General features: G+C 60.7%; 23 protein-coding genes. 8 read left to right on the forward strand and 15 right to left on the reverse strand.

The window, feature by feature from the left end:
- Positions 1-39: 39 nt before the first annotated feature.
- From GIW48_RS14445 to ppnP, 3 genes are all read left to right on the forward strand, one after another.
- On the forward strand, positions 40-1,956 hold the full coding sequence (locus GIW48_RS14445) for an acetyl/propionyl/methylcrotonyl-CoA carboxylase subunit alpha (RefSeq protein WP_236461503.1): 1,917 nt from the start codon (positions 40-42) through the stop codon (positions 1,954-1,956).
- 74 nt (positions 1,957-2,030) lie between these two features.
- Entirely contained in the window at positions 2,031-2,573 is a 543-nt protein-coding gene (locus tag GIW48_RS14450; protein ID WP_017134973.1) for an exonuclease domain-containing protein, read from the forward strand.
- Between the two features lie 63 nt (positions 2,574-2,636).
- Positions 2,637-2,921 carry a pyrimidine/purine nucleoside phosphorylase gene (ppnP, locus tag GIW48_RS14455; protein WP_010566373.1) on the forward strand — a complete coding sequence of 95 codons (285 nt, stop codon included), beginning with the start codon at positions 2,637-2,639 and terminating at the stop codon, positions 2,919-2,921.
- 47 nt (positions 2,922-2,968) lie between these two features.
- On the opposite strand, the gene GIW48_RS14460 is transcribed toward ppnP, so the two are convergent.
- Positions 2,969-3,775, reverse strand: a complete 807-nt coding sequence (locus GIW48_RS14460; protein WP_017134972.1) for an MOSC domain-containing protein — start codon at positions 3,773-3,775, stop codon at positions 2,969-2,971.
- A gap of 296 nt (positions 3,776-4,071) precedes the next feature.
- A complete protein-coding gene (locus GIW48_RS14465) occupies positions 4,072-5,007 on the reverse strand; it encodes a chemotaxis protein CheV (RefSeq protein WP_017134971.1) in 936 nt (311 codons plus the stop codon).
- 535 nt (positions 5,008-5,542) lie between these two features.
- Here GIW48_RS14465 and GIW48_RS14470 point away from each other — a divergent pair.
- The 3 genes from GIW48_RS14470 to GIW48_RS14480 all read left to right on the forward strand — a co-directional run bounded on the left by GIW48_RS14470 (position 5,543) and on the right by GIW48_RS14480 (position 7,922).
- Positions 5,543-5,992: a hypothetical protein gene (locus GIW48_RS14470; RefSeq protein WP_017134970.1), complete on the forward strand. Its 450-nt coding sequence runs from the start codon at positions 5,543-5,545 to the stop codon at positions 5,990-5,992.
- 380 nt (positions 5,993-6,372) lie between these two features.
- Positions 6,373-7,266 carry a sensor histidine kinase gene (locus GIW48_RS14475; RefSeq protein ID WP_236462052.1) on the forward strand — a complete coding sequence of 298 codons (894 nt, stop codon included), beginning with the start codon at positions 6,373-6,375 and terminating at the stop codon, positions 7,264-7,266.
- A complete protein-coding gene (locus GIW48_RS14480) occupies positions 7,263-7,922 on the forward strand; it encodes a response regulator transcription factor (protein WP_017134968.1) in 660 nt (219 codons plus the stop codon). The genes GIW48_RS14475 and GIW48_RS14480 overlap by 4 nt, the downstream gene beginning before the upstream one ends.
- On the opposite strand, the gene yegS is transcribed toward GIW48_RS14480, so the two are convergent.
- A complete protein-coding gene (yegS, locus tag GIW48_RS14485) occupies positions 7,881-8,801 on the reverse strand; it encodes a lipid kinase YegS (RefSeq protein ID WP_170040648.1) in 921 nt (306 codons plus the stop codon). The two genes, GIW48_RS14480 and yegS, sit on opposite strands and share 42 nt — an antisense overlap.
- Before the next feature lie 199 nt (positions 8,802-9,000).
- Here yegS and soxC point away from each other — a divergent pair, with 199 nt between their 5' ends.
- Positions 9,001-10,293 (forward strand): sulfite dehydrogenase, encoded by a 1,293-nt coding sequence (gene soxC, locus GIW48_RS14490; RefSeq protein ID WP_170040647.1) that lies wholly within the window; start codon positions 9,001-9,003, stop codon positions 10,291-10,293.
- Positions 10,280-10,864 carry a c-type cytochrome gene (locus tag GIW48_RS14495; protein WP_236462055.1) on the forward strand — a complete coding sequence of 195 codons (585 nt, stop codon included), beginning with the start codon at positions 10,280-10,282 and terminating at the stop codon, positions 10,862-10,864. Before soxC ends, GIW48_RS14495 begins: the two co-directional genes overlap by 14 nt.
- A 239-nt stretch (positions 10,865-11,103) precedes the next feature.
- On the opposite strand, the gene GIW48_RS14500 is transcribed toward GIW48_RS14495, so the two are convergent.
- The 12 genes from GIW48_RS14500 to fleN form a co-directional block, all read right to left on the reverse strand.
- Complete coding sequence (locus GIW48_RS14500) at positions 11,104-11,496, reverse strand: DUF2802 domain-containing protein (RefSeq protein WP_017134964.1); 393 nt, start codon at positions 11,494-11,496, stop codon at positions 11,104-11,106.
- On the reverse strand, positions 11,497-11,979 hold the full coding sequence (locus GIW48_RS14505) for a chemotaxis protein CheW (protein ID WP_017134963.1): 483 nt from the start codon (positions 11,977-11,979) through the stop codon (positions 11,497-11,499).
- A 62-nt stretch (positions 11,980-12,041) separates the two neighbouring features.
- Positions 12,042-12,827, reverse strand: coding sequence for a CheW domain-containing protein (locus GIW48_RS14510; RefSeq protein WP_099548890.1), 786 nt, complete (start codon positions 12,825-12,827; stop codon positions 12,042-12,044).
- On the reverse strand, positions 12,827-13,615 hold the full coding sequence (locus GIW48_RS14515) for a ParA family protein (RefSeq protein WP_017134961.1): 789 nt from the start codon (positions 13,613-13,615) through the stop codon (positions 12,827-12,829). Before GIW48_RS14515 ends, GIW48_RS14510 begins: the two co-directional genes overlap by 1 nt.
- Positions 13,616-13,666: 51 nt before the next feature.
- Positions 13,667-14,554 (reverse strand): flagellar motor protein MotD, encoded by an 888-nt coding sequence (motD, locus tag GIW48_RS14520; protein WP_017134960.1) that lies wholly within the window; start codon positions 14,552-14,554, stop codon positions 13,667-13,669.
- A gap of 256 nt (positions 14,555-14,810) precedes the next feature.
- A complete protein-coding gene (locus GIW48_RS14525) occupies positions 14,811-15,551 on the reverse strand; it encodes a flagellar motor protein (protein WP_005790033.1) in 741 nt (246 codons plus the stop codon).
- Positions 15,551-16,672, reverse strand: coding sequence for a protein-glutamate methylesterase/protein-glutamine glutaminase (locus GIW48_RS14530; RefSeq protein ID WP_236462058.1), 1,122 nt, complete (start codon positions 16,670-16,672; stop codon positions 15,551-15,553). Before GIW48_RS14530 ends, GIW48_RS14525 begins: the two co-directional genes overlap by 1 nt.
- A 48-nt stretch (positions 16,673-16,720) precedes the next feature.
- Positions 16,721-18,946 carry a chemotaxis protein CheA gene (locus tag GIW48_RS14535; RefSeq protein WP_017134959.1) on the reverse strand — a complete coding sequence of 742 codons (2,226 nt, stop codon included), beginning with the start codon at positions 18,944-18,946 and terminating at the stop codon, positions 16,721-16,723.
- A gap of 11 nt (positions 18,947-18,957) precedes the next feature.
- The gene (locus GIW48_RS14540; RefSeq protein WP_099548887.1) at positions 18,958-19,746 is read right to left on the reverse strand and encodes a protein phosphatase CheZ; all 789 of its coding nucleotides are present in this window, start codon (positions 19,744-19,746) and stop codon (positions 18,958-18,960) included.
- 18 nt (positions 19,747-19,764) lie between these two features.
- The gene (locus GIW48_RS14545) at positions 19,765-20,139 is read right to left on the reverse strand and encodes a chemotaxis response regulator CheY (protein ID WP_003192908.1); all 375 of its coding nucleotides are present in this window, start codon (positions 20,137-20,139) and stop codon (positions 19,765-19,767) included.
- A gap of 168 nt (positions 20,140-20,307) precedes the next feature.
- Positions 20,308-21,048 (reverse strand): RNA polymerase sigma factor FliA, encoded by a 741-nt coding sequence (gene fliA / locus GIW48_RS14550; RefSeq protein ID WP_017134957.1) that lies wholly within the window; start codon positions 21,046-21,048, stop codon positions 20,308-20,310.
- Complete coding sequence (gene fleN / locus GIW48_RS14555; RefSeq protein WP_003192912.1) at positions 21,045-21,878, reverse strand: flagellar synthesis regulator FleN; 834 nt, start codon at positions 21,876-21,878, stop codon at positions 21,045-21,047. The genes fliA and fleN overlap by 4 nt, the downstream gene beginning before the upstream one ends.
- Positions 21,879-21,971 lie beyond the last annotated feature (93 nt).

Below are 21,971 nucleotides of genomic sequence, written 5' to 3' on the forward strand. Positions count from 1 at the left end.
AGGCCCGAACATTCACCCAATGTGCCAAGGGATAAACCCATGCCTGCATTCACCAAAATCCTGATCGCCAACCGCGGCGAAATCGCCTGCCGCATACAGCGCACCGCCCAAACCCTGGGCTACCGCACCGTCGCCGTCTTCAGCGACGCCGACGCCCAGGCCCTGCACGTGCAAATGGCCGACGAAGCCGTCCACATCGGCCCCGCGCCGGTTAACCAGTCGTACCTCAACATCCCGGCCATCCTCGACGCCGCCAGACGCACAGGCGCCGACGCCATCCACCCCGGCTACGGCTTCCTCTCCGAAAACGCTGGATTCGCCCAAGCCTGCCTGGACGCCGGCCTCACCTTCATCGGCCCCAGCGTTGCCGCCATCGAGCTGATGGGCAGCAAACGCCAGTCCAAACTCGCCATTCTCGACGCGGGTGTGCCGTGCATCGCCGGTTACCAAGGCAATGCCCAGGATGACGCGACCTTGCAGCAAGAAGCCAACCGTATCGGCTACCCGCTGATGATCAAAGCCAGTGCCGGCGGTGGCGGGCGTGGCATGCGCCTGGTCCACGACGGCAGCCAACTGCTCGATCAACTGCGTACCGCACGCTCCGAAGCCCTCAACGCGTTTGGCAGCGACGAACTGATCCTCGAACAAGCTTTGATCGACCCGCGCCACGTTGAAATCCAACTGTTCGGCGACAGCCACAGCAACCTCATTTACCTGGGCGAACGCGACTGCTCGATCCAGCGCCGCCACCAGAAAGTCATCGAAGAAGCGCCCTGCCCGGTGATGACACCTGCGCTGCGCCAGGCCATGGGCGAAGCTGCGCTGAAGGCTGGGCGTGCGGTCAATTACGTCGGCGCCGGCACCGTCGAATTTTTGCTCGACCGCAACGGCCACTTCTACTTCCTGGAGATGAACACCCGCCTGCAAGTGGAGCACCCGGTCACCGAACTGATCACGGGGTTGGACTTGGTTGAGTTGCAACTGAACATCGCCGCTGGCGAACCGCTGCCCTTGCAACAGGCCGACGTGACCCTGACCGGCCACGCCATGGAAGTGCGCCTGTACGCCGAAGACCCGGCCCAGGGCTTTTTGCCGCAAACCGGCGATGTGTTGCGCTGGGAGCCGGCTGCCCGGGTACGCATCGACCACGGCGTGCTTGAGGGCCAGCGCATCAGCCCGTTCTATGACGCCATGCTGGGCAAAATCATCGCCCACGGCGCCACCCGCGAAGAGGCCCGGCGCAAATTGCTGCGCGCAGTGCAAGACACCGTGTTACTGGGCGTCACCACCAACCAGGGTTTGCTGGTTGACCTGCTCGGGCAAGCGGACTTTATCGCAGGCGAGTTCAGTACCGGGTTTATCGCCAAACACTTCAATGACATCCCACGTCACGCCGCGACAAAGGAGCAGGTCGCGCTGGCCGCCGCACTGTTTTACCAACACAGCGCCAACACCCACCGCCAAGGCTTGTCGGGATGGCGCAACAAGGCCGCCTGGCGCTATCGCCTGGCGGTGAACGACGAGGTGCAGGACCTCGACGTCAACGTATTGGACGGCAACCATCTGCAAGCCAACGGCATCGAGATCCATGACCTGACCACCGACGGCCGCTGGGCCACACTGGTGATCGACGGTATTCGCCGTCGCCTGCCCTACCATCTGGACGACACTCAGCTCTGGCTGCCGGGCGTGAAGATCATCAACCGCACCCAACACGTCGCCAGCCGCCAGGCCGACGCCAGCACCGGCATCGTCAAGGCACCGATGGACGGCGCGATTGTCGATATCCGCGTGAGCGCCGGTGAAAGCGTCAGCAAAGGCCAACTGCTGCTGGTGCTCGAAGCCATGAAAATGGAACATCCGCTGACGGCCGGCATCGACGGTGTGATCAAGGGTGTGCAGGTCGTCGCAGGTGATCAAGTGCGCAATCGCCAGGTTTTGCTGGAGATCGAATAACACCCTAGGCGGAACTACACGGCCCAGCTACGCTCTATCCCCATCAGGAAAGGACGAGTACGGGAACCTGCACGATGCCCCATTGGCTGATTATTGACCTTGAAGCCACAACGGATGAAGGCGGCTGGCCCGTGACGGAGATGGAAGTCATCGAGATCGGCGCCAGCCTCGTGAACCGCCAGGGCCGCGAACTGGATCACTTCCAGCGCTTTGTGCGGCCGCTGCGTCGCCCCTTGCTGACGCCGTTCTGTCGCCAACTCACGCATATCACCCAGGCCAACATCGACGCGGCGGCGCCGATCACCGAGGTGTGGCCCTTGTTTGAGCGTTGGCTGGGCCAACATCAAGCGCGCCTGGAAGGCTGGGCCAGCTGGGGCGACTACGACCGCGCGCAGCTTGAACTTGAATGGCAACGCCATGGCCTGACCAGCGCGCTCGCCCAGACCGCGCATGTGAACCTCAAGCAGCGTTTCGCCAAGGCCCGGCGGCTGGACAAGCCCTTGGGGCTCAACGGTGCGCTGCAATTGGCGGGGATGCAGTTCCATGGCCAGCAACATCGGGCATTGGAAGACGCGCGCAACACCGCACGCCTGCTCCCGTTGATTTTGCCGGTCTAGGCAGCACCACCGGCCTTGGGCATACTGGCCGACCTTTCCAGACCCTTTTCCGAGGATTCACCCATGTTCAAAGTCAACGAGTACTTCGACGGCACCGTCAAGTCGATCGCTTTCGGCACCGCAGAGGGCCCTGCGACCATCGGCGTGATGGCACCGGGTGAATACGAATTCGGCACCGCCCAGCGTGAAATCATGCACGTGGTGTCCGGCGCCCTGTCCGTCAAGCTGCCAGATGCCAACGCCTGGGAAACCTTCGCGGCCGGCAGCCAGTTCAACGTGCCGGCCAACAGCAAGTTCCAACTGAAGGTTGCCGTAGACACCGCTTACCTGTGCGAATACCGCGGCTAAGGGTTACAGCGCAAAAAAATGCCCGTCTCGCAAGAGACGGGCATTTTTTATTCCAGGATCGTCACGGGCATTCCGACGGCTAATTCACCGCTGCCATCGTTGACCAGGTTCTGGCCGAACATCACGTCACCGCCCTGCTCACGGTAGGTCTTGAGTGTCGCCAGCGGCTCACGGTCGGCGCTGCGCTCGCCGCTGGCCGGGTCGATGGTGGTGAGGATGCAGCGCGAGCACGACTTGACCACGCGAAACTCCACGTCGCCGATACGCACGCGTTTCCAACCGTCTTCGGCGAAGGCCTCGCTGCCTTCAATCACTAGATTGGGACGGAAACGCAGCATTTCCATCGGCCGGCCGATGCGCTGGGACAAGTCGTCCAACGAGGCTTGGCCGATCAGCAGCAAGGGGAAACCATCGGCAAAACCGACCTGATCGTCGTCCTTGCCATAACCGGCCTCGGTAGTACGTGCACGTGCCAGCGGCACCTGCACCAGCCGCGTGGGCTTGCCGATAAAGTCGCTGACCCAGGCCGCCGCCGCATCGCCGGCATCCGGCACACGCAGTGTGTCGCGCCATATCGTCACGCCGCGCAACTCGGCATCGCTGCCCGGCAGCGCCACGTCCAGCGTGGCAAAGCCAGGCGAATTCAGGGTCAGGCCACCGGCGCTGTTCCACAACGCCGACAACTGGCTCATCTTCGCCACCGCCCGCTGGGTCAGGAATCGGCCACTGGCTTCGTCCACCAGCATCCAGCGTCGATCCCCATCCAGCCCGAGTTTATCCAGGCCGATGTGCTGCAAGGCTTCGGCCTTGCCGGACTTCAAGGGGTAACGGTACAGCGCGCTGAGACGAAGCATGGGCCTGCATTCCTGAGGGGGACAAAGCGCCACCCTATAGGACGGGACTTCCAGAATCAAAGGTCGCTGGAGCTCTTGTGACCGGTAAGCTTACTGTGGCGAGCAGGCTTGCCCTGCGTTGGGGGGCGAAGCGGCCCTGAAACCAGGCGCTTTGGTTTTGCCTGAGGTTACGCGGTGTGTTTATTGGGGCTGCTTCGCAGCCCAACGCAGGGCAAGCCTGCTCGCCACAACAAGCCTGCTTGCCACAACAAGCCTGCCTGCCATCACGAGACTGCCTGCCACAATAGGCCGCCTGCTCAGGCGGGCACTTCGTCCAACATCAAGCGTTGGCGCACCACATCCACCAGCTTGTCGGGTTGGAATTTGGACAGGAAGTTGTCGCAACCGACCTTCTTGACCATTGAGTCGTTGAAGCTGCCCGACAGCGAGGTGTGCAGCACCACATAAAGGCCACGCAGGCGCGGGTCGTTGCGGATTTCGGTGGTCAGGCGGTAGCCGTCCATCTCGGGCATTTCGGCGTCGGTGAAGATCATCAGCAATTTGTCGGTCATGACCTGGCCGCTGTCGGCCCAGGCCTTGAGCATGTTCAGCGCCTTGAGGCCGTCGCTGGCAATGTGCATCTTCACGCCGAGTTGCCCCAGGGTGTCGCGCAGTTGCGAGAGGGCCACGTTGGAATCGTCCACCAGCAGCACTTCGCGGCCACGGGCACGTTCCAGCACCGGGTCTTCGAGTTTTTCGCGGGAGACTTTGGCGTTATAGGGCACGATTTCGGCGAGGACTTTTTCCACGTCGATGATTTCCACCAACTGGTCATCGACCTTGCTGATGGCCGTGAGGTAATGCTGGCGCCCGGCGCTGGCCGGTGGCGGCAGGATGGCTTCCCAGTTCATGTTGACGATACGGTCCACACCGCCCACCAGGAAGGCCTGCACCGAGCGGTTGTACTCGGTGACGATAATCGTGCTGTTCGGCCCCGGCACCAGCGGGCGCATGCCGATGGCCTGTGACAGGTCGATGACCGGCAGGGTCTGGCCACGCAGGTTGACCACGCCGCATACAAACGGGTGACGCTGGGGCATCAGGGTCAACTTGGGCAGTTGCAGGACTTCCTGAACCTTGAACACGTTGATCGCAAACAATTGCCGCCCGGCCAGGCGAAACATGAGGATCTCCAGGCGATTCTCACCCACCAGTTGCGTGCGTTGATCTACCGTGTCGAGAATGCCGGCCATTAAAAGCTCCTGATGTGGGATTGTGCAGCTCACTTAAGGGTGGTTATCGGCGGCAAGCGCCAGACCTTGACCCCGGTAAAATGCCATGTAAATACATTGATGTCACACTGACATCATGGTTTACTGCAATCCGCTCTCCAGACGGCAGTACAGCGACCTTGCGCGACATTCAAATCGACGTAGGGTTCCGCTGTGTAAGGGATTCCCCTATGCACAATCAGGCCCGACCTGATATTCGCGATATCTAATAGCCATTAATGTGACGCCATTCTCATTGCATGAATGGAGTCAGGCTTTTGTTTGCCATCCCAAGCCCTCGGCCCACGGGTCTTCCAGACTTATACGTGGCGGCAACCAAAGTTGTGCAAATGACCCGAATGACCAGGGCCTTCCACGGCTACTCTGATCATTCAAGTAACGGTCCTACTGAAATTTCAGAAGCAGGCTACAGATCTCAGTCATATTTCAGCGGTAGTTTTACGCCATTCACCCGGTGCGACATCTCATCACCCGACCTTATGTTGCGGAGACTTGCATGATGAATAGCGCAAACGAATGGCAGACTGCACTTCCCGAGTTTCTGCTGGAAGCCGAAAAGCTTTTGGCCAAGTCAGAAGAGTGCCTGCACCATTTACATCTGATTCGCAACGACAGCGATGCCATCGACTGCATGAAAACCAGCCTGGCCAAGCTGGCGGAAAAAGCCGAAGGCCTGGCCCTGCAGGCGATCAGCGAGTTTTCCCGACATATCCAATACCTGATCGCCAACGCCGCAAGCCCCATGGAGCTGCACGACCAGGCGCTGAGTGCCCTGCATGACTGCCTGACGCTGCTGGCCTGGCAACTGGAGCTGATCGACATCCGCACCGGCGAACTGACGCTGGACGACAGCGAACAAACCACACTGATCGCGACCGTCACTTTGCACATCCCGCAGAAAGACTTCACGCATAAACCACAACAGCGCGTACATCACGCGTCCTGAGTACTGACAGGTCGTATTTGATCGTCGAGTTATCTAAAAACGACCGTACATTAAACGGTCGACAATGATGCGTGGGCGATATATATCAATTAGCCATCAACGCAATATCGATACAAACAAACCAAATTAATATAACTATGCTGAGTAAACCGCTGGCTCTTTGAACTACGGAGTCAGGTTCCTCGGCGTTTGGCGCAGATTAGGCGGCACCGGGTAAGGCGCCAGGCGACCGACGGTAATAGTGGTGGTACTATGCCCCGTTCGAAGTGACTCAACTTCAGCATGTATAAAAAAACGTTCCAGCACCGTATTCCACACAGAGCCCTGTCAGCCGCAGTGACCGGTCTTCCCGCAGCGAACCTTCATTGGCTCCATCCGCTATGTACGCCAGCCTAAAGTCACTCATCGCAAGGTCCGTGTCCCGCAGCAATGCTCGCCGCCTGGCCCTCGCCCTGTGCCTTTGCTCGCTGTTGGTCAGTCTGTGGGCCTACACACGCTCAGCTCCCCTGCCTTTGTTGATAGTGCTGCTCAACCTGGCCACCCTGGTGGTGGTGGGGCTGCAGCAGTGGCGCTCGCGCAAGTCGATAAAATTCCAGCCGCAGGAACTGGCCGACCGCCTGCTGCAAGTCCAGGAAAACGAACGCCACCGCCTCAGCCGCGAACTGCATGACGATATCGGCCAACTGCTGACCGCCGCCAAACTGCAAAGCGAATGGCTCAAGCGTCGCCTGCCCGACGACCTGCAAAGCCAATGCACGATGTTATGCAATACCTTGAACGAAACCCTGGCCAAAGTGCGCGACGTGTCCGCCATCCTCAACCCCCGCCAGTTGGCCAGCCTGGGCCTTGAGGCGAGCCTGCGCGCGCACTTGCTCAAGACCCTGGAAAACACCTCGGTGCACTGGAGCCTGGAATGCCAGCAGCGCCTGACCGGCATCCCGGAAGAAATGGCCGTGGCCGCCTTTCGCATCACCCAGGAAGCGGTGACCAATATGTTGCGCCATGCCCAGGCGCAGAATTTGCTGGTACGCCTGCAACGCCTGCCCGAAGGCCTGTCGCTGATGATCTGCGATGACGGCCTGGGCTTTTCACCGGCGACCAACCCAGGCCTTGAAGGCCAACGAGGCATGGCCGGCATGACCGAGCGCATCGACCAACTGGGCGGTGCATTGTCTGTCAGCAGCCAGCCAGGCAAAGGCACGCGCATCGACGCGCTTTTTCCCTGGGCGCCCCGCGCCCTCGAACGGGCCAATTCCCCTAAGGTTCTCGAGTGACTTGCAACTTACTCCTGGTGGATGACCACGCACTGATCCGGGCCGGCGTACGCGCGCTGATCCAGGATATCCAAGGCTACAGCGTGATCGGCGAGGCCAGCGATGGCGCGCAATTGCTGGAGACATTCAGCGCACTGCAGCCAGATATCGTGCTGCTCGACCTGTCGATGAAATACACCGGCGGCCTCGACGCGCTTCAGCAACTCAAGGCGGCCTACCCCAAAAGCAAGGTGCTGATCCTGTCGATGCACACCGACCCGGAGCTGATCATGCGCGCGCTGGAGTCCGGCGCCCATGGCTACCTGCTCAAGGACACCACCGCCAGCGAGCTGGAACATGCCCTGCTGGCCTTGCGTAACAACGAGCGCTACCTGAGCCCTGCGATTGCCCACACGGTGATCAACCAGGCGCTGATCCGCAGCCAGGGGCCTGTCTCCTCCGCCGCCGACAGCCATAACCTTACGGCGCGCCAGCTGGAGATCCTGCGTTTGATCGTGCGCGGCAAGTCCACCCGGGAAATCGCCCATGGCCTGGGCTTGAGTATCAAGACAGTGGAAGCGCATCGCTCGCAGATCATGAAACGCCTGCAGATCTTCGACGTGGCGGGCCTGGTGTTATTCGCCGTTCGTGAGCAGATCATCAGCCTGGACGACTAACGGCGAGCCTAGCGGCAAGTGCACGCGCAGGGCCTTGGGCAGCGCGGAAAAACGCAGGTCATCGCCTTTCAATGGCTCGCCATCAAGGTTGATATACAGCCCTTCGGCCACTTTGATCTCGACCCATGGCAGGCGCGCGCGCACAAACATATTGTCCAGGCCCCAGCCGTCACTCATCAGGGTCATCAGCGTGCCGACCACTTCCTGGGGCGCCGGCAAAATACTGATATCAAGCAAGCCATCATCGGCCAGCGCGCCAGGGCACAGCACATGCCCACCGCCCGCCTGGCGGCCGTTGCCGATGCCCAGTGCAAGCAAATCGCCCTTCCAGTGAAAGCCCGGCCCTTCCAGCTCGCCATACGCCGCCTTCAACTCGCTGAAACGCGACAGCCCGGTGAACAGATACGCCGCGCCGCCCAGCACTTTTTTCAGGTCTTCAGAGGTATTGGCGGTGACCTGGCTACCAAAGCCGCCGGTGGCCATATTGAGGAACATCTGCCCACCGGCCTGACCGAGGTCGATGGCCCTGGGCGGCACATCCAGCAGCGCCAGCGCGCGTTCAGGCTCCAGCGGCACACCGGCGGCGCGGGCAAAGTCGTTGGCGGTGCCCAGCGGCATCAACACCAGGCTGGCGTCGGTCTTGGCCAAGGCCATGGCCTCGGCTACATCACGCAACGTGCCGTCGCCACCACCGGCGATCAAGTGGGTATAACCGTCGGCCAAGGCTTCATTGACCAGGCGCTGGGCATCGCCGCCCTCCCACGTCACCCGTACCGCCAGCTCCCAACCCTGCTCGCGCCGGGCCTGCACGGCAGCGCGCACGTCCTCATTGAGGGCTTGCTTGCCGTGCAGGATCAACAGTGCTTTGGGGGTGGTCATGGGGGCATTCTCCTGGGTTCAAGGGTTCCTGAAGGATGTGGACCTTTGAGGAGAAGAAAAAAGCCATCTGCTTGAAAATTAATTCGTCGCCGGGTTACATCAATTTCAAAGCCTGCGATTAAAAACCGACTACATTAAAACCAATGGTGCAGCGTTAACCGCTGGCGAGTCGCCAAAATTTTTGCTCAGGAGAGCCAGAATGAAAGACGACTCAACAGACGATAAGCCCGCAATCGCCGCGCCCCTGGCTCGCCGGGACTTCCTCGGCAAAACCAGCCTGCTGGTTGGCAGCGCCGCGCTCGGGGTTGCTTTTGGCCCGTTGGCGCGCGCGGCACAGTCTCCCGGATCAGCCGAGGAACAACTGGAAGTGCCGGCCTGGACAAAAACCTTGGGCGGTCCCACCGGTGTGCCTTACGGTAAACCGTCCAGCTTTGAGACGGATGCGGTGCGCAATCTCTACCCCGGGCTTACCGAGCGCATGTCGGCTTACAGTACTTCGCCCCTGCAGGAACTGGACGGCATCATTACGCCCAACGGGCTGTTTTTTGAACGCCATCACGCCGGCGTGCCAGCGATTGACCCGGCCAGGCACTTCCTGGTGATTCATGGGCTGACCGACACAGCCTTGCTGTTCACCCTCGATGAGCTACGCCAGTTTCCCGCCGTCTCGCGCATCCACTTCATCGAATGCTCGGGCAACCCTTCATTCCTGCCGCCCTGGGGCAAAACCGCCGCTGAAGTCGCGGGCCTGGTCAGCTGTGCCGAGTGGATCGGCGTGCCGCTGAAAACCTTGCTGCACGCGGCTGGCCTTAAGCCAGGGGCGAAATGGGTTGTGGCTGAAGGCGCCGATGGCGCCGCCATGACCCGCAGCCTGCCGCTCGAAAAATGCCTGGATGACGTGTTGGTCGCCTACAGCCAAAACGGCGAAAGGCTGCGCCCCGAGCAAGGTTACCCCCTGCGTCTTATCGTTCCGGGTTATGAAGGCAATACCCACATCAAGTGGCTGCGCCGCCTGCATGTCACCGATGCCCCGGCGTACAGCCGTGAAGAAACGGCCAAATACACCGACTTGATGCCAGATGGGCGAGCCAGGAAGTTCTCCTTCGTGATGGAGTGCAAGTCACTCATCACGGCCCCGTCCGGCACCCAGACACTCACCCGCAAAGGCCCGCATGAAATACGCGGGATCGCCTGGAGCGGCAACGGAAAAATCACCCGCGTGGACGTGTCCGTCGACGGCGGGAACAACTGGTATGCGGCCACGCTGCAGGAGCCGGTGCTGAACAAATGCCTGACGGTGTTTCGCGCGCCCTTCCAATGGCTGGGCAAAGAAATGCTCATCATGAGCCGCGCCATCGACGAGACCGGCTACGTGCAACCCAGCCTGGAACAATTGAAAGCCGTGCGCGGGGACTTCTCGTTCTACCACAACAATGCAATCCAGCCCTGGCGCATCAACGCCAATGGGGAGGTGAGCAATGGCCGTGCATAACCTTACCGCCATGGCATTGGGGCTACTGAGCATGGGCGTGGTCGCATGCGCATCGACGGCTGCGCAATCCGGCTTGGGGCAGCCGGTGACAGAGCACTACATCGCCCGCTGGAACATCGACGTCGCTCCCGATGGCAAGAGCCTGCCCGCCGGACAAGGCACGGTCATGGAAGGCGAAAAGGTCTATCAAACCGCCTGCCTTGGCTGCCACGGCGCCAACCTGGAGGGCGGCACCGGCCCGGCACTAATGGGCGGCGCAGGCTCGCTCCCCACACCCAAACCGGTCAAAACGGTCGGCAGTTATTGGCCCTACGCAACCACCCTGTTCGACTATGTAAGGCGCACCATGCCCTTCCAGCAACCACAGTCGTTGAGCAATGATCAGGTGTACGCAGTGGTGGGTTATATCCTCAACAAAAACGAGATAGTGGAAGCGAACGCCACGGTGGATGCTGCCACCCTCACTCATCTGAAGATGCCCAATCGCGACGGCTTCTACGTCGACGACAGGCCGGATGTGCGTGTGGAGCCTTGCTATAAGGATTGTATCGGTAGCCCGAAAGCACGTTGATGTGCTTTTGATCCAACCACTCCGGTCGGCTTTCGATCTAAAGCGCAGATCAAAAGACCGCTGATTTCGCCAGCGAAAAGGATGTAATGGCCAGAGCAACAGAACAATACTCGGTCAACTGTGGGAGCTGGCTTGCCTGCGATGCAGGCACTTGGGTACATCAGGTACACCGAGTTGATGCCATCGCAGGCAAGCCAGCTCCCACATTTCGACCGCGGTGTCTCAGAGGATCGCCGCAATCAGCTCTTGTGCAACTTGCTCATCAACTGCGCCTCAGCCTGGGTCAACCCACACGACTGCGTCAGCTCATCCACCGTCGCCCCCATGCCGACCAATTTGGCCGCCTGGGCAAACGACAGGCTTGAAGGATCACGCTGCTCAATCTGCGCCAACTTATCCGGCAACGGCCCAAGAATCGCGCGCAGTTCATGCACTTCATCCCCGACCTTCACCGCACTCTGCTGGAAGTGATCCACACGCTTGACCAAATCCAGAATCCGTCGGTCACGCACAGCATCGCGCTCGGCCTGCTGCACGGCCAGTTCCCGTTGCTGGCGCATATAGCGCAGCAGGAATGCCAACGTCCCGGCCCACAACAGGGCCAGGACAATCACCGCCGCATCAAGGAACAATCAGATGCTCTCCAGTTCCGACCATTCTTCTTCGCTCATCATCTTGTCCAGCTCAACCAGAATCAACAGCTCGTTGTTCTTGTTGCACACGCCCTGGATGAACTTGGCCGACTCTTCGTTACCGACGTTCGGCGCGGTTTCCACTTCCGATTGGCGCAGGTAAACCACTTCAGCCACGCTGTCGACCATGATACCGACCACTTGCTTGTCGGCTTCGATGATCACGATACGCGTGTTGTCGTTGACTTCAGTAGGCATCAGGCCAAAACGCTGGCGGGTATCGATCACCGTCACCACGTTGCCACGCAGGTTGATGATGCCCAACACGTAGCTCGGCGCGCCTGGAACCGGGGCGATTTCGGTGTAGCGCAGCACTTCCTGCACGCGCATCACGTTAATGCCGTAGGTTTCATTGTCCAGTTTGAAGGTAACCCATTGCAGGATCGGATCATCCAAACCTTGTGCGGATGCTGACTTGTTCATACCCCTGACCCCTTCAGTGTGTGCTTCTTCGACCGCGCAACCGCACGGCCCTTATTGTTCAATCAACTGCGTTTGTTCTGTGGCATCGTCTTGACCGCCCCACTGGCGATCAACTCGGCCAGTTCGGCGACGTCGAGCAACGCGCACATATGTTCAATCACGGTGCCCGCCAGCCAAGGCCGCTGGCCCCGGTGGCTGCGCCACTTGATTTCATTCGGGTCCAGGCGCAACGAGCGGCTGACTTGATGCACCGCCAGCCCCCACTCGTAGCCCTGCACCGAGATCACGTATTGCAAGCCCTGGCGAAAATCATCGCGGTAGCGGTCGGGCATCACCCAGCGCGCCGTATCCAGCACCTTGAGGTTGCCGGCCTGGCTGGGCAGGATGCCGAGGAACCACTCCGGTTGCCCGAACAGCGGCGTCAGCTCCTGGCCTTCCAGCGAGTAGATCGACCCCAGGCACACCAGCGGCACCGCCAGGGTCAACCCGGCGACGTCGAACAGCAGGCACTCGAACGGCTCGGCCGCCCACGATGGGCGACCGTCACCCGTGACCGGCGGCGGCGTGATGCTCGGCGGCAGGTGCACATCGACCACCGGTTCAACCACCACGGGCGTGACCACCACGGGCGCAGGCACAATCGGCACCACCACGTGGGCATCACGAGCCTGTTCTTCCAGCACCGCTAACTGAAATTCATCCAGGGTGCTTTCGGGTTCGACTACGGCCGGTTCAAGGACCAGAATCGGCTCGGGCAATTCTTCTGCCGTCGCATCCTGCAACAAGGCATCCAGGTAGGATTCCAGTGCCAGTTGCGGCCGGGTCTTAAGCTCAACGGGACGGTTCATCACGCCACCTGCGCCACAAGTTGCTGGGACAGCAGATGTTTAAGCAACGCACGGTAAGCCAGTACGCCACGGCTCTTGCCGTCGAACTGCGACGGCGTGAGCCCGGCGCGGCTGGCGTCACGCAAGCGCGTGTCCACCGGAATGTAGCCGTTCCAGATCGTTTCCGGGTAAGCATCGCGCAACACCCGCAAGGTGCCCAGCGACGCTTGGGTACGACGGTCGAACAGTGTAGGCACGATGCTGAACGGCAGCGCCTGTTTGCGCGAACGGTTGATCATCGCCAAGGTGCTGACCATACGCTCCAGGCCTTTGACCGCCAGGTGTTCGGTCTGTACCGGGATCACCAACTGCTGGCTGGCCGCCAAGGCGTTGACCATCAGCACGCCCAGCAACGGTGGGCTGTCGATGATCGCGTAGTCGAAGTCCTGCCACAGTTGCGCCAGGGTCTTGGCGATCACCAGGCCCAGGCCGCTCTGCCCCGGCGACTGGCGCTCAAGGGTCGCCAGCGCGGTACTCGACGGCAACAGCGAAATGCTCTCGTTGCTGGTGGGCAGCAGCAATTGCCCGGGCAAATCTGCCGGTACGCTGCCCTTGTGCAGGAACAGGTCGTAACAGCTGTGCTCCAGCGCATCCGGGTCATAGCCGAAATAACTGGTCATCGAGCCGTGCGGGTCCAGGTCGACCACGACCACACGCTTGCCCGCCTCGGCCAGCAAGCCGGCCAAGGCGATGGACGTGGTGGTCTTGCCGACTCCACCCTTTTGATTGGCAACTGCCCAGACTCTCATTCAGTTGGTTCCTCCCGGTAGGCTAAGGCGCGACCGAGACATTACATAACATTATTGAGCCGGTGACGGAGAATTGACGGCGCTCTGACGAACCGGCGGCTTAACGGTTGGCGGTGCAGTTTGTGTGCCAGCCCGCTTCAAGGCTGCATCCGGTGTTGCGTTGGCAGTACCGGTGCCGGTCAGGCTGCGGCGCACATCCAGGTTACGTGACACCACCAGCACCACACGGCGGTTGCGCGCGCGGCCTTCGGCAGTGGCGTTATTGGCCACCGGTTGGAACTCACCGTAACCCACCGACGCCAGGCGCCCAGGGTTCACGCCCTGCATCGCGAGCATGCGCACGATGCTTGAGGCCCGTGCCGATGACAGCTCCCAATTGGTCGGGTATTGCGCGGTGCTGATCGGGAAATTATCGGTAAAGCCTTCGACGTGGATCGGGTTCTCAAACGGTTTGAGAATCGCCGCCACCTTATCGATGATGGTAAACGCCTGATCGCTCGGCAACGCATCGGCGCTGGCGAACAGCAGGCTGGAATTAAGCTCGATCTCCACCCACAACTCATTGCCGCGCACGGTCATCTGGTTGGATTTGATCAAGTCGCCAAACGCGGCACTGATGTCATCGGCGATGCTTTTGAGCGGGTCGCTGGTGCCACCGATGCCGGCGGCGGTTTCGTCACTGTCATTGACCAGCGGCTTGGCCGGCGTCACGGTCTTGGGCCGCTCCTCGCCAATCGGGATCGGCTTGAGCGAGCGGTCGGTGTCGTTGAATACGCCCACCAGCGCCTGGGAAATAATCTTGTACTTGCCCTCGTTGATCGACGAGATGGAGTACATCACCACAAAAAACGCGAACAGCAAGGTGATGAAGTCGGCGTAGGACACCAGCCAGCGTTCATGGTTGACGTGCTCTTCAGGCTCGCGGCGACGACGGCTCACAGGCAGATACCTCCCTGACCCCTATTGAGCGCTTCACTGCTGCCCGCTTCATTGTGGCGAGCGAGCTTGCTCGCGCTGGGGCGCGAAGCGGACCCACTCCAGGCAATGCGTTTGTTCAGGCAGGTTGCGGTGTATGGTTTTGGGGCTGCTTCGCAGCCCAGCGTGAGCAAGCTCACTCGCCACAACAAGCTCGATCGCCACAACAAGCTCGCTCGCCACATAACGCTCACTGGCCACAGGTCGATGTGCATGGGCATTAATCCATGAAGCCCTGGAGCTTCAATTCGATGGAGCGCGGGTTCTCGCCCTCGGCAATCGACAAGATGCCTTCCAGCAGCATTTCGCGGTAACGCGATTGACGCATGGCGATCGACTTGAGTTTGCTGGCCACCGGCAACAACACCAGGTTGGCACTCGCCACGCCGTAAATGGTGGCGACAAACGCCACGGCAATGCCGCTGCCCAGTTGCGACGGGTCGGCCAGGTTGCCCATCACGTGGATCAGGCCCATCACGGCACCGATGATGCCGATGGTCGGCGCGTAGCCGCCCATGCTTTCAAAGACTTTGGCGGCGTTGATGTCGCGGCTTTCCTGGGTGTAGAAATCCACCTCAAGGATGCTGCGAATCGCCTCGGGTTCGGCGCCGTCGACCAGCAATTGCAGGCCTTTGCGTGCATAGCTGTCGGGCTCGGCATCGGCCACGCCTTCCAGGCCCAGCAGGCCTTCCTTGCGCGCGGTGAGGCTCCAGTTGACCACACGGTCGATGCCGCCGGGCAGGTCCACGCGCGGCGGGAAGATAATCCACACCAGAATCTGCATGGCGCGCTTGAACGAACTCAGCGGCGACTGCAACAGCGCCGCGCCCACAGTACCGCCAATCACGATCAGCGCCGCCGGGCCATTGGCCAAGGCGCCGAGGTGGCCGCCTTCCAGGTAGTTGCCGCCGATAATCGCGACAAACGCCATGGTGATGCCAATCAGGCTCAAGACATCCATCAGAGGCAGGCCTCCACCAGATGTTTGCCAATGTCGTCCAGGCTATAAACCGCATCAGCCAGGTCCGCCTTGACGATGGCCATGGGCATGCCATAAATCACGCAGCTGGCTTCGTCCTGCGCCCAGATCGCGCTGCCACCCTGCTTGAGCAGGCGTGCGCCTTCACGGCCGTCGGCGCCCATGCCGGTGAGTACCACCGCCAGAACTTTGTCGCCGTAGGACTTGGCCGCCGAGCCGAAGGTGATATCCACGCACGGCTTGTAGTTCAAGCGCTCGTCGCCCGGCAGGATTTTGATCGCGCCACGGCCGTCGACCATCATCTGCTTGCCGCCCGGTGCCAGCAGTGCCAGGCCAGGACGCAGGATGTCACCATCCTCGGCTTCCTTGACGCTGATGCGGCACAGCTTGTCCAGGCGCTCGGCGAAGGCCTTGGTGAAGGCGGCGGGCATGTGCTGGATCAACACGATCGGCGCCGGAAAGTTGGCCGGCAGTTGGGTCAATACGCGCTGCAAGGCCACCGGGCCGCCGGTAGACGTACCAATGGCGACCAGCTTGTAGGCTTTGCGCTTGGGCGCAGGCAAATGCGCGCTCGGTGCCGGGGCCCGCACCGGCGCCACTGCGGGCCGGGCTATCGGGGCCGGGGCCGGGCGAGCAAACGTCGAGGTGCTAGGCGTCGGCGCGGCAACTGGCGCAGGCGCAGGCGCACTGAACAGGCTGCGACGGTTACTGCGCGAAATGCTGTGCACCTTCTCGCACAGCATCTGCTTGACCTTGTCGGGGTTGCGCGAGATGTCTTCGAAATTCTTCGGCAGGAAGTCCACCGCACCCGCGTCCAGCGCGTCGAGGGTCACCCGGGCGCCTTCGTGGGTCAGCGAGGAGAACATCAACACCGGGGTCGGGCAGCGCTGCATGATGTGCCGGACTGCGGTGATGCCATCCATCATCGGCATCTCGTAGTCCATGGTGATCACGTCCGGTTTCAACGCAATGGCTTGATCAATCGCCTCTTTACCGTTGGTGGCCGTGCCGACCACCTGGATGGTTGGATCGGCGGAAAGAATTTCCGAGACGCGGCGGCGGAAGAAACCCGAATCGTCCACCACCAGGACCTTGACTGCCATAAACACTCCGTTAGGCGGGGCGGGCACTACCGCCCTGCCCCACCAGAATCAAATACGCCGAGCGGCGTAACGCTTGAGCATGCTCGGAACATCAAGAATCAGCGCGATCCGACCGTCACCGGTGATGGTCGCACCCGACATGCCTGGGGTTCCCTGCAGCATTTTGCCCAAAGGCTTGATGACCACTTCTTCCTGGCCCACCAGTTGATCGACCACAAAGCCGATGCGCTGGGTGCCCACGGACAGAATCACCACATGGCCCTCGCGCTGCTCTTCATGCTTGGCCGAAGCCACCAGCCAGCGCTTGAGGTAGAACAGTGGCAACGCCTTGTCGCGCACGATCACCACTTCCTGGCCGTCCACCACGTTGGTGCGTGACAGGTCGAGGTGGAAGATCTCGTTGACGTTGACCAGCGGGAAGGCGAACGCCTGGTTGCCCAGCATCACCATCAGGGTCGGCATGATCGCCAAGGTCAACGGCACCTTGATCACGATCTTGGAGCCCTGGCCCTTGGTCGAGTAGATGTTGATCGAGCCGTTGAGCTGGCTGATCTTGGTCTTCACCACGTCCATGCCCACGCCACGGCCGGACACATCGGAAATCTCGGTTTTGGTCGAGAAGCCCGGCGCGAAGATCAGGTTGTAGCATTCGGTGTCGGTCAGGCGGTCGGCGGCGTCCTTGTCCATCACGCCGCGCTTGACCGCGATATTGCGCAGAATCGCCGGGTCCATGCCTTTGCCGTCATCGGTGATCGACAGCAGGATATGGTCGCCTTCCTGCTCGGCCGCCAGAATCACCTTGCCGTTACGCGACTTGCCCGAGGCTTCGCGTTCTTCCGGGGTTTCGACGCCATGGTCGACGGCGTTGCGCACCAAGTGGACCAGCGGGTCGGCCAGGGCCTCGACAAGGTTTTTGTCGAGGTCGGTTTCTTCACCCACCAGTTCCAGGTTGATTTCTTTCTTGAGCTGGCGCGCGAGGTCGCGAACCAGGCGCGGGAAACGGCCGAAGACTTTCTTGATCGGCTGCATGCGCGTTTTCATTACGGCGGTCTGCAAGTCTGCGGTGACCACGTCGAGGTTCGACACGGCCTTTTGCATGGCTTCATCGCCGCTGTTCAGGCCCAGGCGCACCAGGCGGTTACGCACCAGCACCAGTTCGCCGACCATGTTCATGATGTCGTCCAGGCGCGCGGTATCAACCCGCACGGTGGTTTCGGCTTCACTGGCAGGCTTTTCGGCTACCGGCGCCGCTGCGGCACGCGCAGGTGCGGCAGCCGGTGCCGGTGCGGGCTTGGCAGCCACAGGCGCGGCGGCTTTGGCTGGCGCAGGTTTGGCAGCCACAGGCGTTGCAGTCGCTGCTGCAGCCGGGGCCACTTCAGAGAACTTGCCTTTGCCATGCAACTCGTCGAGCAGCGCTTCGAATTCGTGATCGGAGATCAGGCCGTCAGCGCCAGGCTCAACGCTGGCAGGCGCGGCGCTGGCGGCAGGTGCGGCCGCGATGGCGGCGACTTCCGGCAAGGCTTCGGCGGCAAACGTGCCCTTGCCATGCAGTTGGTCGAGCAGTGCTTCGAATTCGTCGTCGGTAATGTCGGTGGCGCTTGTAGATGTGGCAGACGCAGCAGGCGCTGCCGACTCAGCAGCAGGTGCCACGGCGTCCGGCGCAAACTGGCCTTTACCGTGCAACTGGTCGAGCAGGGATTCGAACTCTGCGTCGGTAATGTCTTCGCTGGTCGGCACGGCAGGCGCAGCCACCGCTTGCGGTGCTTCAGCTTCGGCTTTCACCGCGCTCAGGGAGTTGAGCAGCTGTTCGAACTCGCTGTCGGTCACATCCGGCTCGGCTTCAACCTCAGGCTCAGGCGCGGCGACCGGCGCAACCGAGGTATCGGCAGGTTCGGCCAGGCGTGCCAGCGCAGCCAGCAACTCCGGCGTGGCAGCCGTGATCGGCGCACGTTCACGCACCTCGCTGAACATGCCGTTGACCGCATCCAATGCTTCGAGAATCACGTCCATCAGTTCCGAGTCGACGTGACGCTCACCCTTGCGCAGGATGTCGAACACGTTCTCGGCGATGTGACAGCACTCCACCAGCTCATGGAGCTGGAGGAAGCCGGCGCCCCCTTTTACAGTGTGAAAACCGCGAAAAATTGCATTGAGCAGGTTCGCATCATCCGGTCGGCTTTCCAGCTCGACCAGTTGTTCGGACAGTTGCTCTAAAATTTCGCCGGCCTCTACAAGGAAATCCTGAAGGATTTCTTCATCGGCGCCGAAGCTCATGTGGGTGCTCCTTAGAAGCCTAAACTGGATAACAGGTCATCTACGTCATCCTGACCTGACACAACGTCTTCACGTTTATCGGCATGAATCTGCGGACCTTCACCCTTGGCGAGATGTTTTTGTGGATCTTTTTCCGAGAGGATCGCTGCGCGGTCATGTTCGATGCCGGCAAAACGGTCGACCTGGCCGGCCATCAGCACCAATTTGAGCAAGTTGCTTTCCACTTCGGTGACCAGTTGGGTCACGCGCTTGATCACTTGACCGGTGAGGTCCTGGTAATCCTGGGCCAGCAGAATGTCATTGAGGTTGCTGGCCACCGTGCGGTTTTCCTGTTCGGTGCGCGACAGAAAGCCCTCGACCCGACGCGCCAACTCACGAAACTCCTCAGCCCCCACTTCCCGGCGCATGAAGCGGCCCCAGTCAACGCTGAGCGCCTGAGCTTCGGTGGCCATGCCATTGACCAAGGGCGTGGCGTTTTCCACCAGGTCCATGGTGCGGTTGGCCGCCGCCTCAGTCAGCCGGACCACATAGGACAGGCGTTCGGTGGCATCGGTGATCTGCGAGATTTCTTCGGCCTGGGGCATGTGCGGGTCAATCTGAAAATTGACGATTGCACTGTGCAGCTCGCGTGTGAGCTTGCCCACTTCCTGATACAGGCCGCGGTCACGGGTCTGGTTAAGCTCATGGATCAACTGCACCGCGTCGCCGAACTGGCCTTTTTCAAGGCTGTCGACCAACTGGTGAGCATGCTTTTTCAGGGTCGATTCAAAATCGCCCTGTGACGTTTCTTTATGCTCCATAGCTCCCCCGTGGTGACATCAGCCGTGGATGCGTTCGAAGATTTTTTCGATCTTCTCTTTCAAGGCCAATGCAGTGAATGGCTTGACCACGTAACCGTTAACCCCGGCCTGGGCGGCTTCGATGATCTGTTCACGCTTGGCTTCGGCGGTCACCATCAACACAGGCAAGCTGCGCAGTTTTTCATCGGCGCGCACGTGACGCAGCAAGTCGATACCGGTCATGCCCGGCATGTTCCAGTCGGTTACCAGAAAGTCGATGCTCCCGCTGTTGAGGATCGGAATCGCCGTCAGGCCGTCATCCGCCTCGACCGTGTTGGTGAACCCAAGGTCACGCAACAGGTTTTTTATGATCCGCCGCATCGTTGAGAAGTCATCAACGATGAGGATTTTCATGTTCTTGTCCAATTCGACCTCCAAGCAGTCTTAAACGCGCCCAGCACCTGGACGCGCCATTTCAATCAACAGGCGTTACACAAAAAGGACTGCCCAGGGCACCACGGCACGAACCCGCAAAAGCGTAGAGCCTTTGCGGTAGCGTCTGCAGTGTCCCCACACTGCCTGTCAGCGCGCGCGCCACTCTCCCAATCGCCCCCGCAAGCGGGCGGCGCACTGGCTATGCAGCTGGCTGACACGCGATTCGCTGACCCCCAGGACCTCACCGATTTCCTTGAGGTTCAGCTCTTCGTCGTAGTACAGCGCCAACACCAGTCGCTCACGCTCCGGCAAATTGGCAATCGCCTCCGCCAACGCGCTCTGGAAACGTTCGTCTTCCAGGTCGCGCGACGGTTCCAGATGTGCACTCGCGCCGTCCTCGTGCAGCCCTTCGTGTTCGCCGTCCTGCAAAAGGTCGTCGAAACTGAACAGGCGGCTGCCCAAGGTATCGTTCAAAATCCCGTAGTAATCGTCGAGACTCAATTGGAGTTCGGCCGCAACTTCATGATCTTTAGCGTCACGACCGGTTTTTGCTTCAATTGCACGAATTGCGTCACTGACCATACGCGTATTGCGGTGTACCGAACGCGGCGCCCAATCCCCTTTACGCACTTCATCGAGCATCGCACCGCGTATGCGAATACCCGCATACGTCTCGAAACTCGCGCCCTTGCTCGCGTCGTATTTGGTCGACACTTCGAGCAGGCCGATCATGCCGGCCTGGATCAAGTCCTCAACCTGCACACTGGCAGGCAGGCGTGCCAGCAAGTGATAGGCAATGCGCTTGACCAAGGGCGCATAGCGCTCGATCAGTTCGCCCTGACTGTCACGTGCCGACTTTTTGTAAAGGTTGTAGCCGCTGGATGTCATAGCACAGGTCCCGCGCTCGTCTGATGCACCAATCGCTCGACGAAAAACTCCAGATGCCCCCGAGGGTTGGCAGGCAACGGCCAAGTATCGACCTTCTGAGCAATAGCCTTGAACGCCAATGCGCACTTCGAACGAGGGAACGCTTCATAGACTGCACGCTGCTTTTGCACAGCCTTGCGCACACACTCGTCATAAGGAACTGCGCCCACGTATTGTAAGGCGACATCGAGGAAGCGATCCGTGACCTTGGTCAACTTGGCAAACAGATTTCGCCCTTCCTGCGGGCTTTGGGCCATGTTGGCCAGCACGCGGAAGCGGTTCATGCCGTAGTCACGGTTAAGCAGTTTGATCAGGGCATAGGCGTCGGTGATCGACGTGGGTTCGTCGCACACCACCAGCAGCACTTCTTGCGCGGCGCGCACGAAGCTGACCACGGACTCGCCGATCCCGGCGGCGGTGTCGATCACCAGCACATCGAGGTTGTCGCCGATGTCGCTGAACGCCTGAATCAGGCCGGCATGCTGCGCCGGGCTCAGGTGCACCATGCTCTGGGTGCCTGAGGCAGCCGGCACGATGCGAATGCCACCGGGGCCTTGCAGCAGCACATCGCGCAGCTCACAACGGCCTTCGATCACATCGGCAAGGGTGTGTTTGGGTGTCAGCCCCAGCAGAACGTCCACGTTCGCCAGGCCCAGGTCAGCATCCAGCAGCATGACGCGACGGCCAAGCTCTGCCAGGGCCAGGGACAAATTCACTGACACGTTAGTTTTCCCGACGCCACCTTTGCCGCCGGTCACCGCGATCACCTGTACGGGATGCATGCTGCCCATTTTATTTCTTTACCTTGTCTTGCTTAGACGCAGGCTACATGGCTTGGCCGCGTGAATCGCTTGCAGACCATCGATGTAGATACATTTCACGGT

The sequence above is a fragment of the Pseudomonas sp. PA-6-3C genome (assembly GCF_021605825.1).
GTDB lineage: Bacteria > Pseudomonadota > Gammaproteobacteria > Pseudomonadales > Pseudomonadaceae > Aquipseudomonas > Aquipseudomonas edaphica.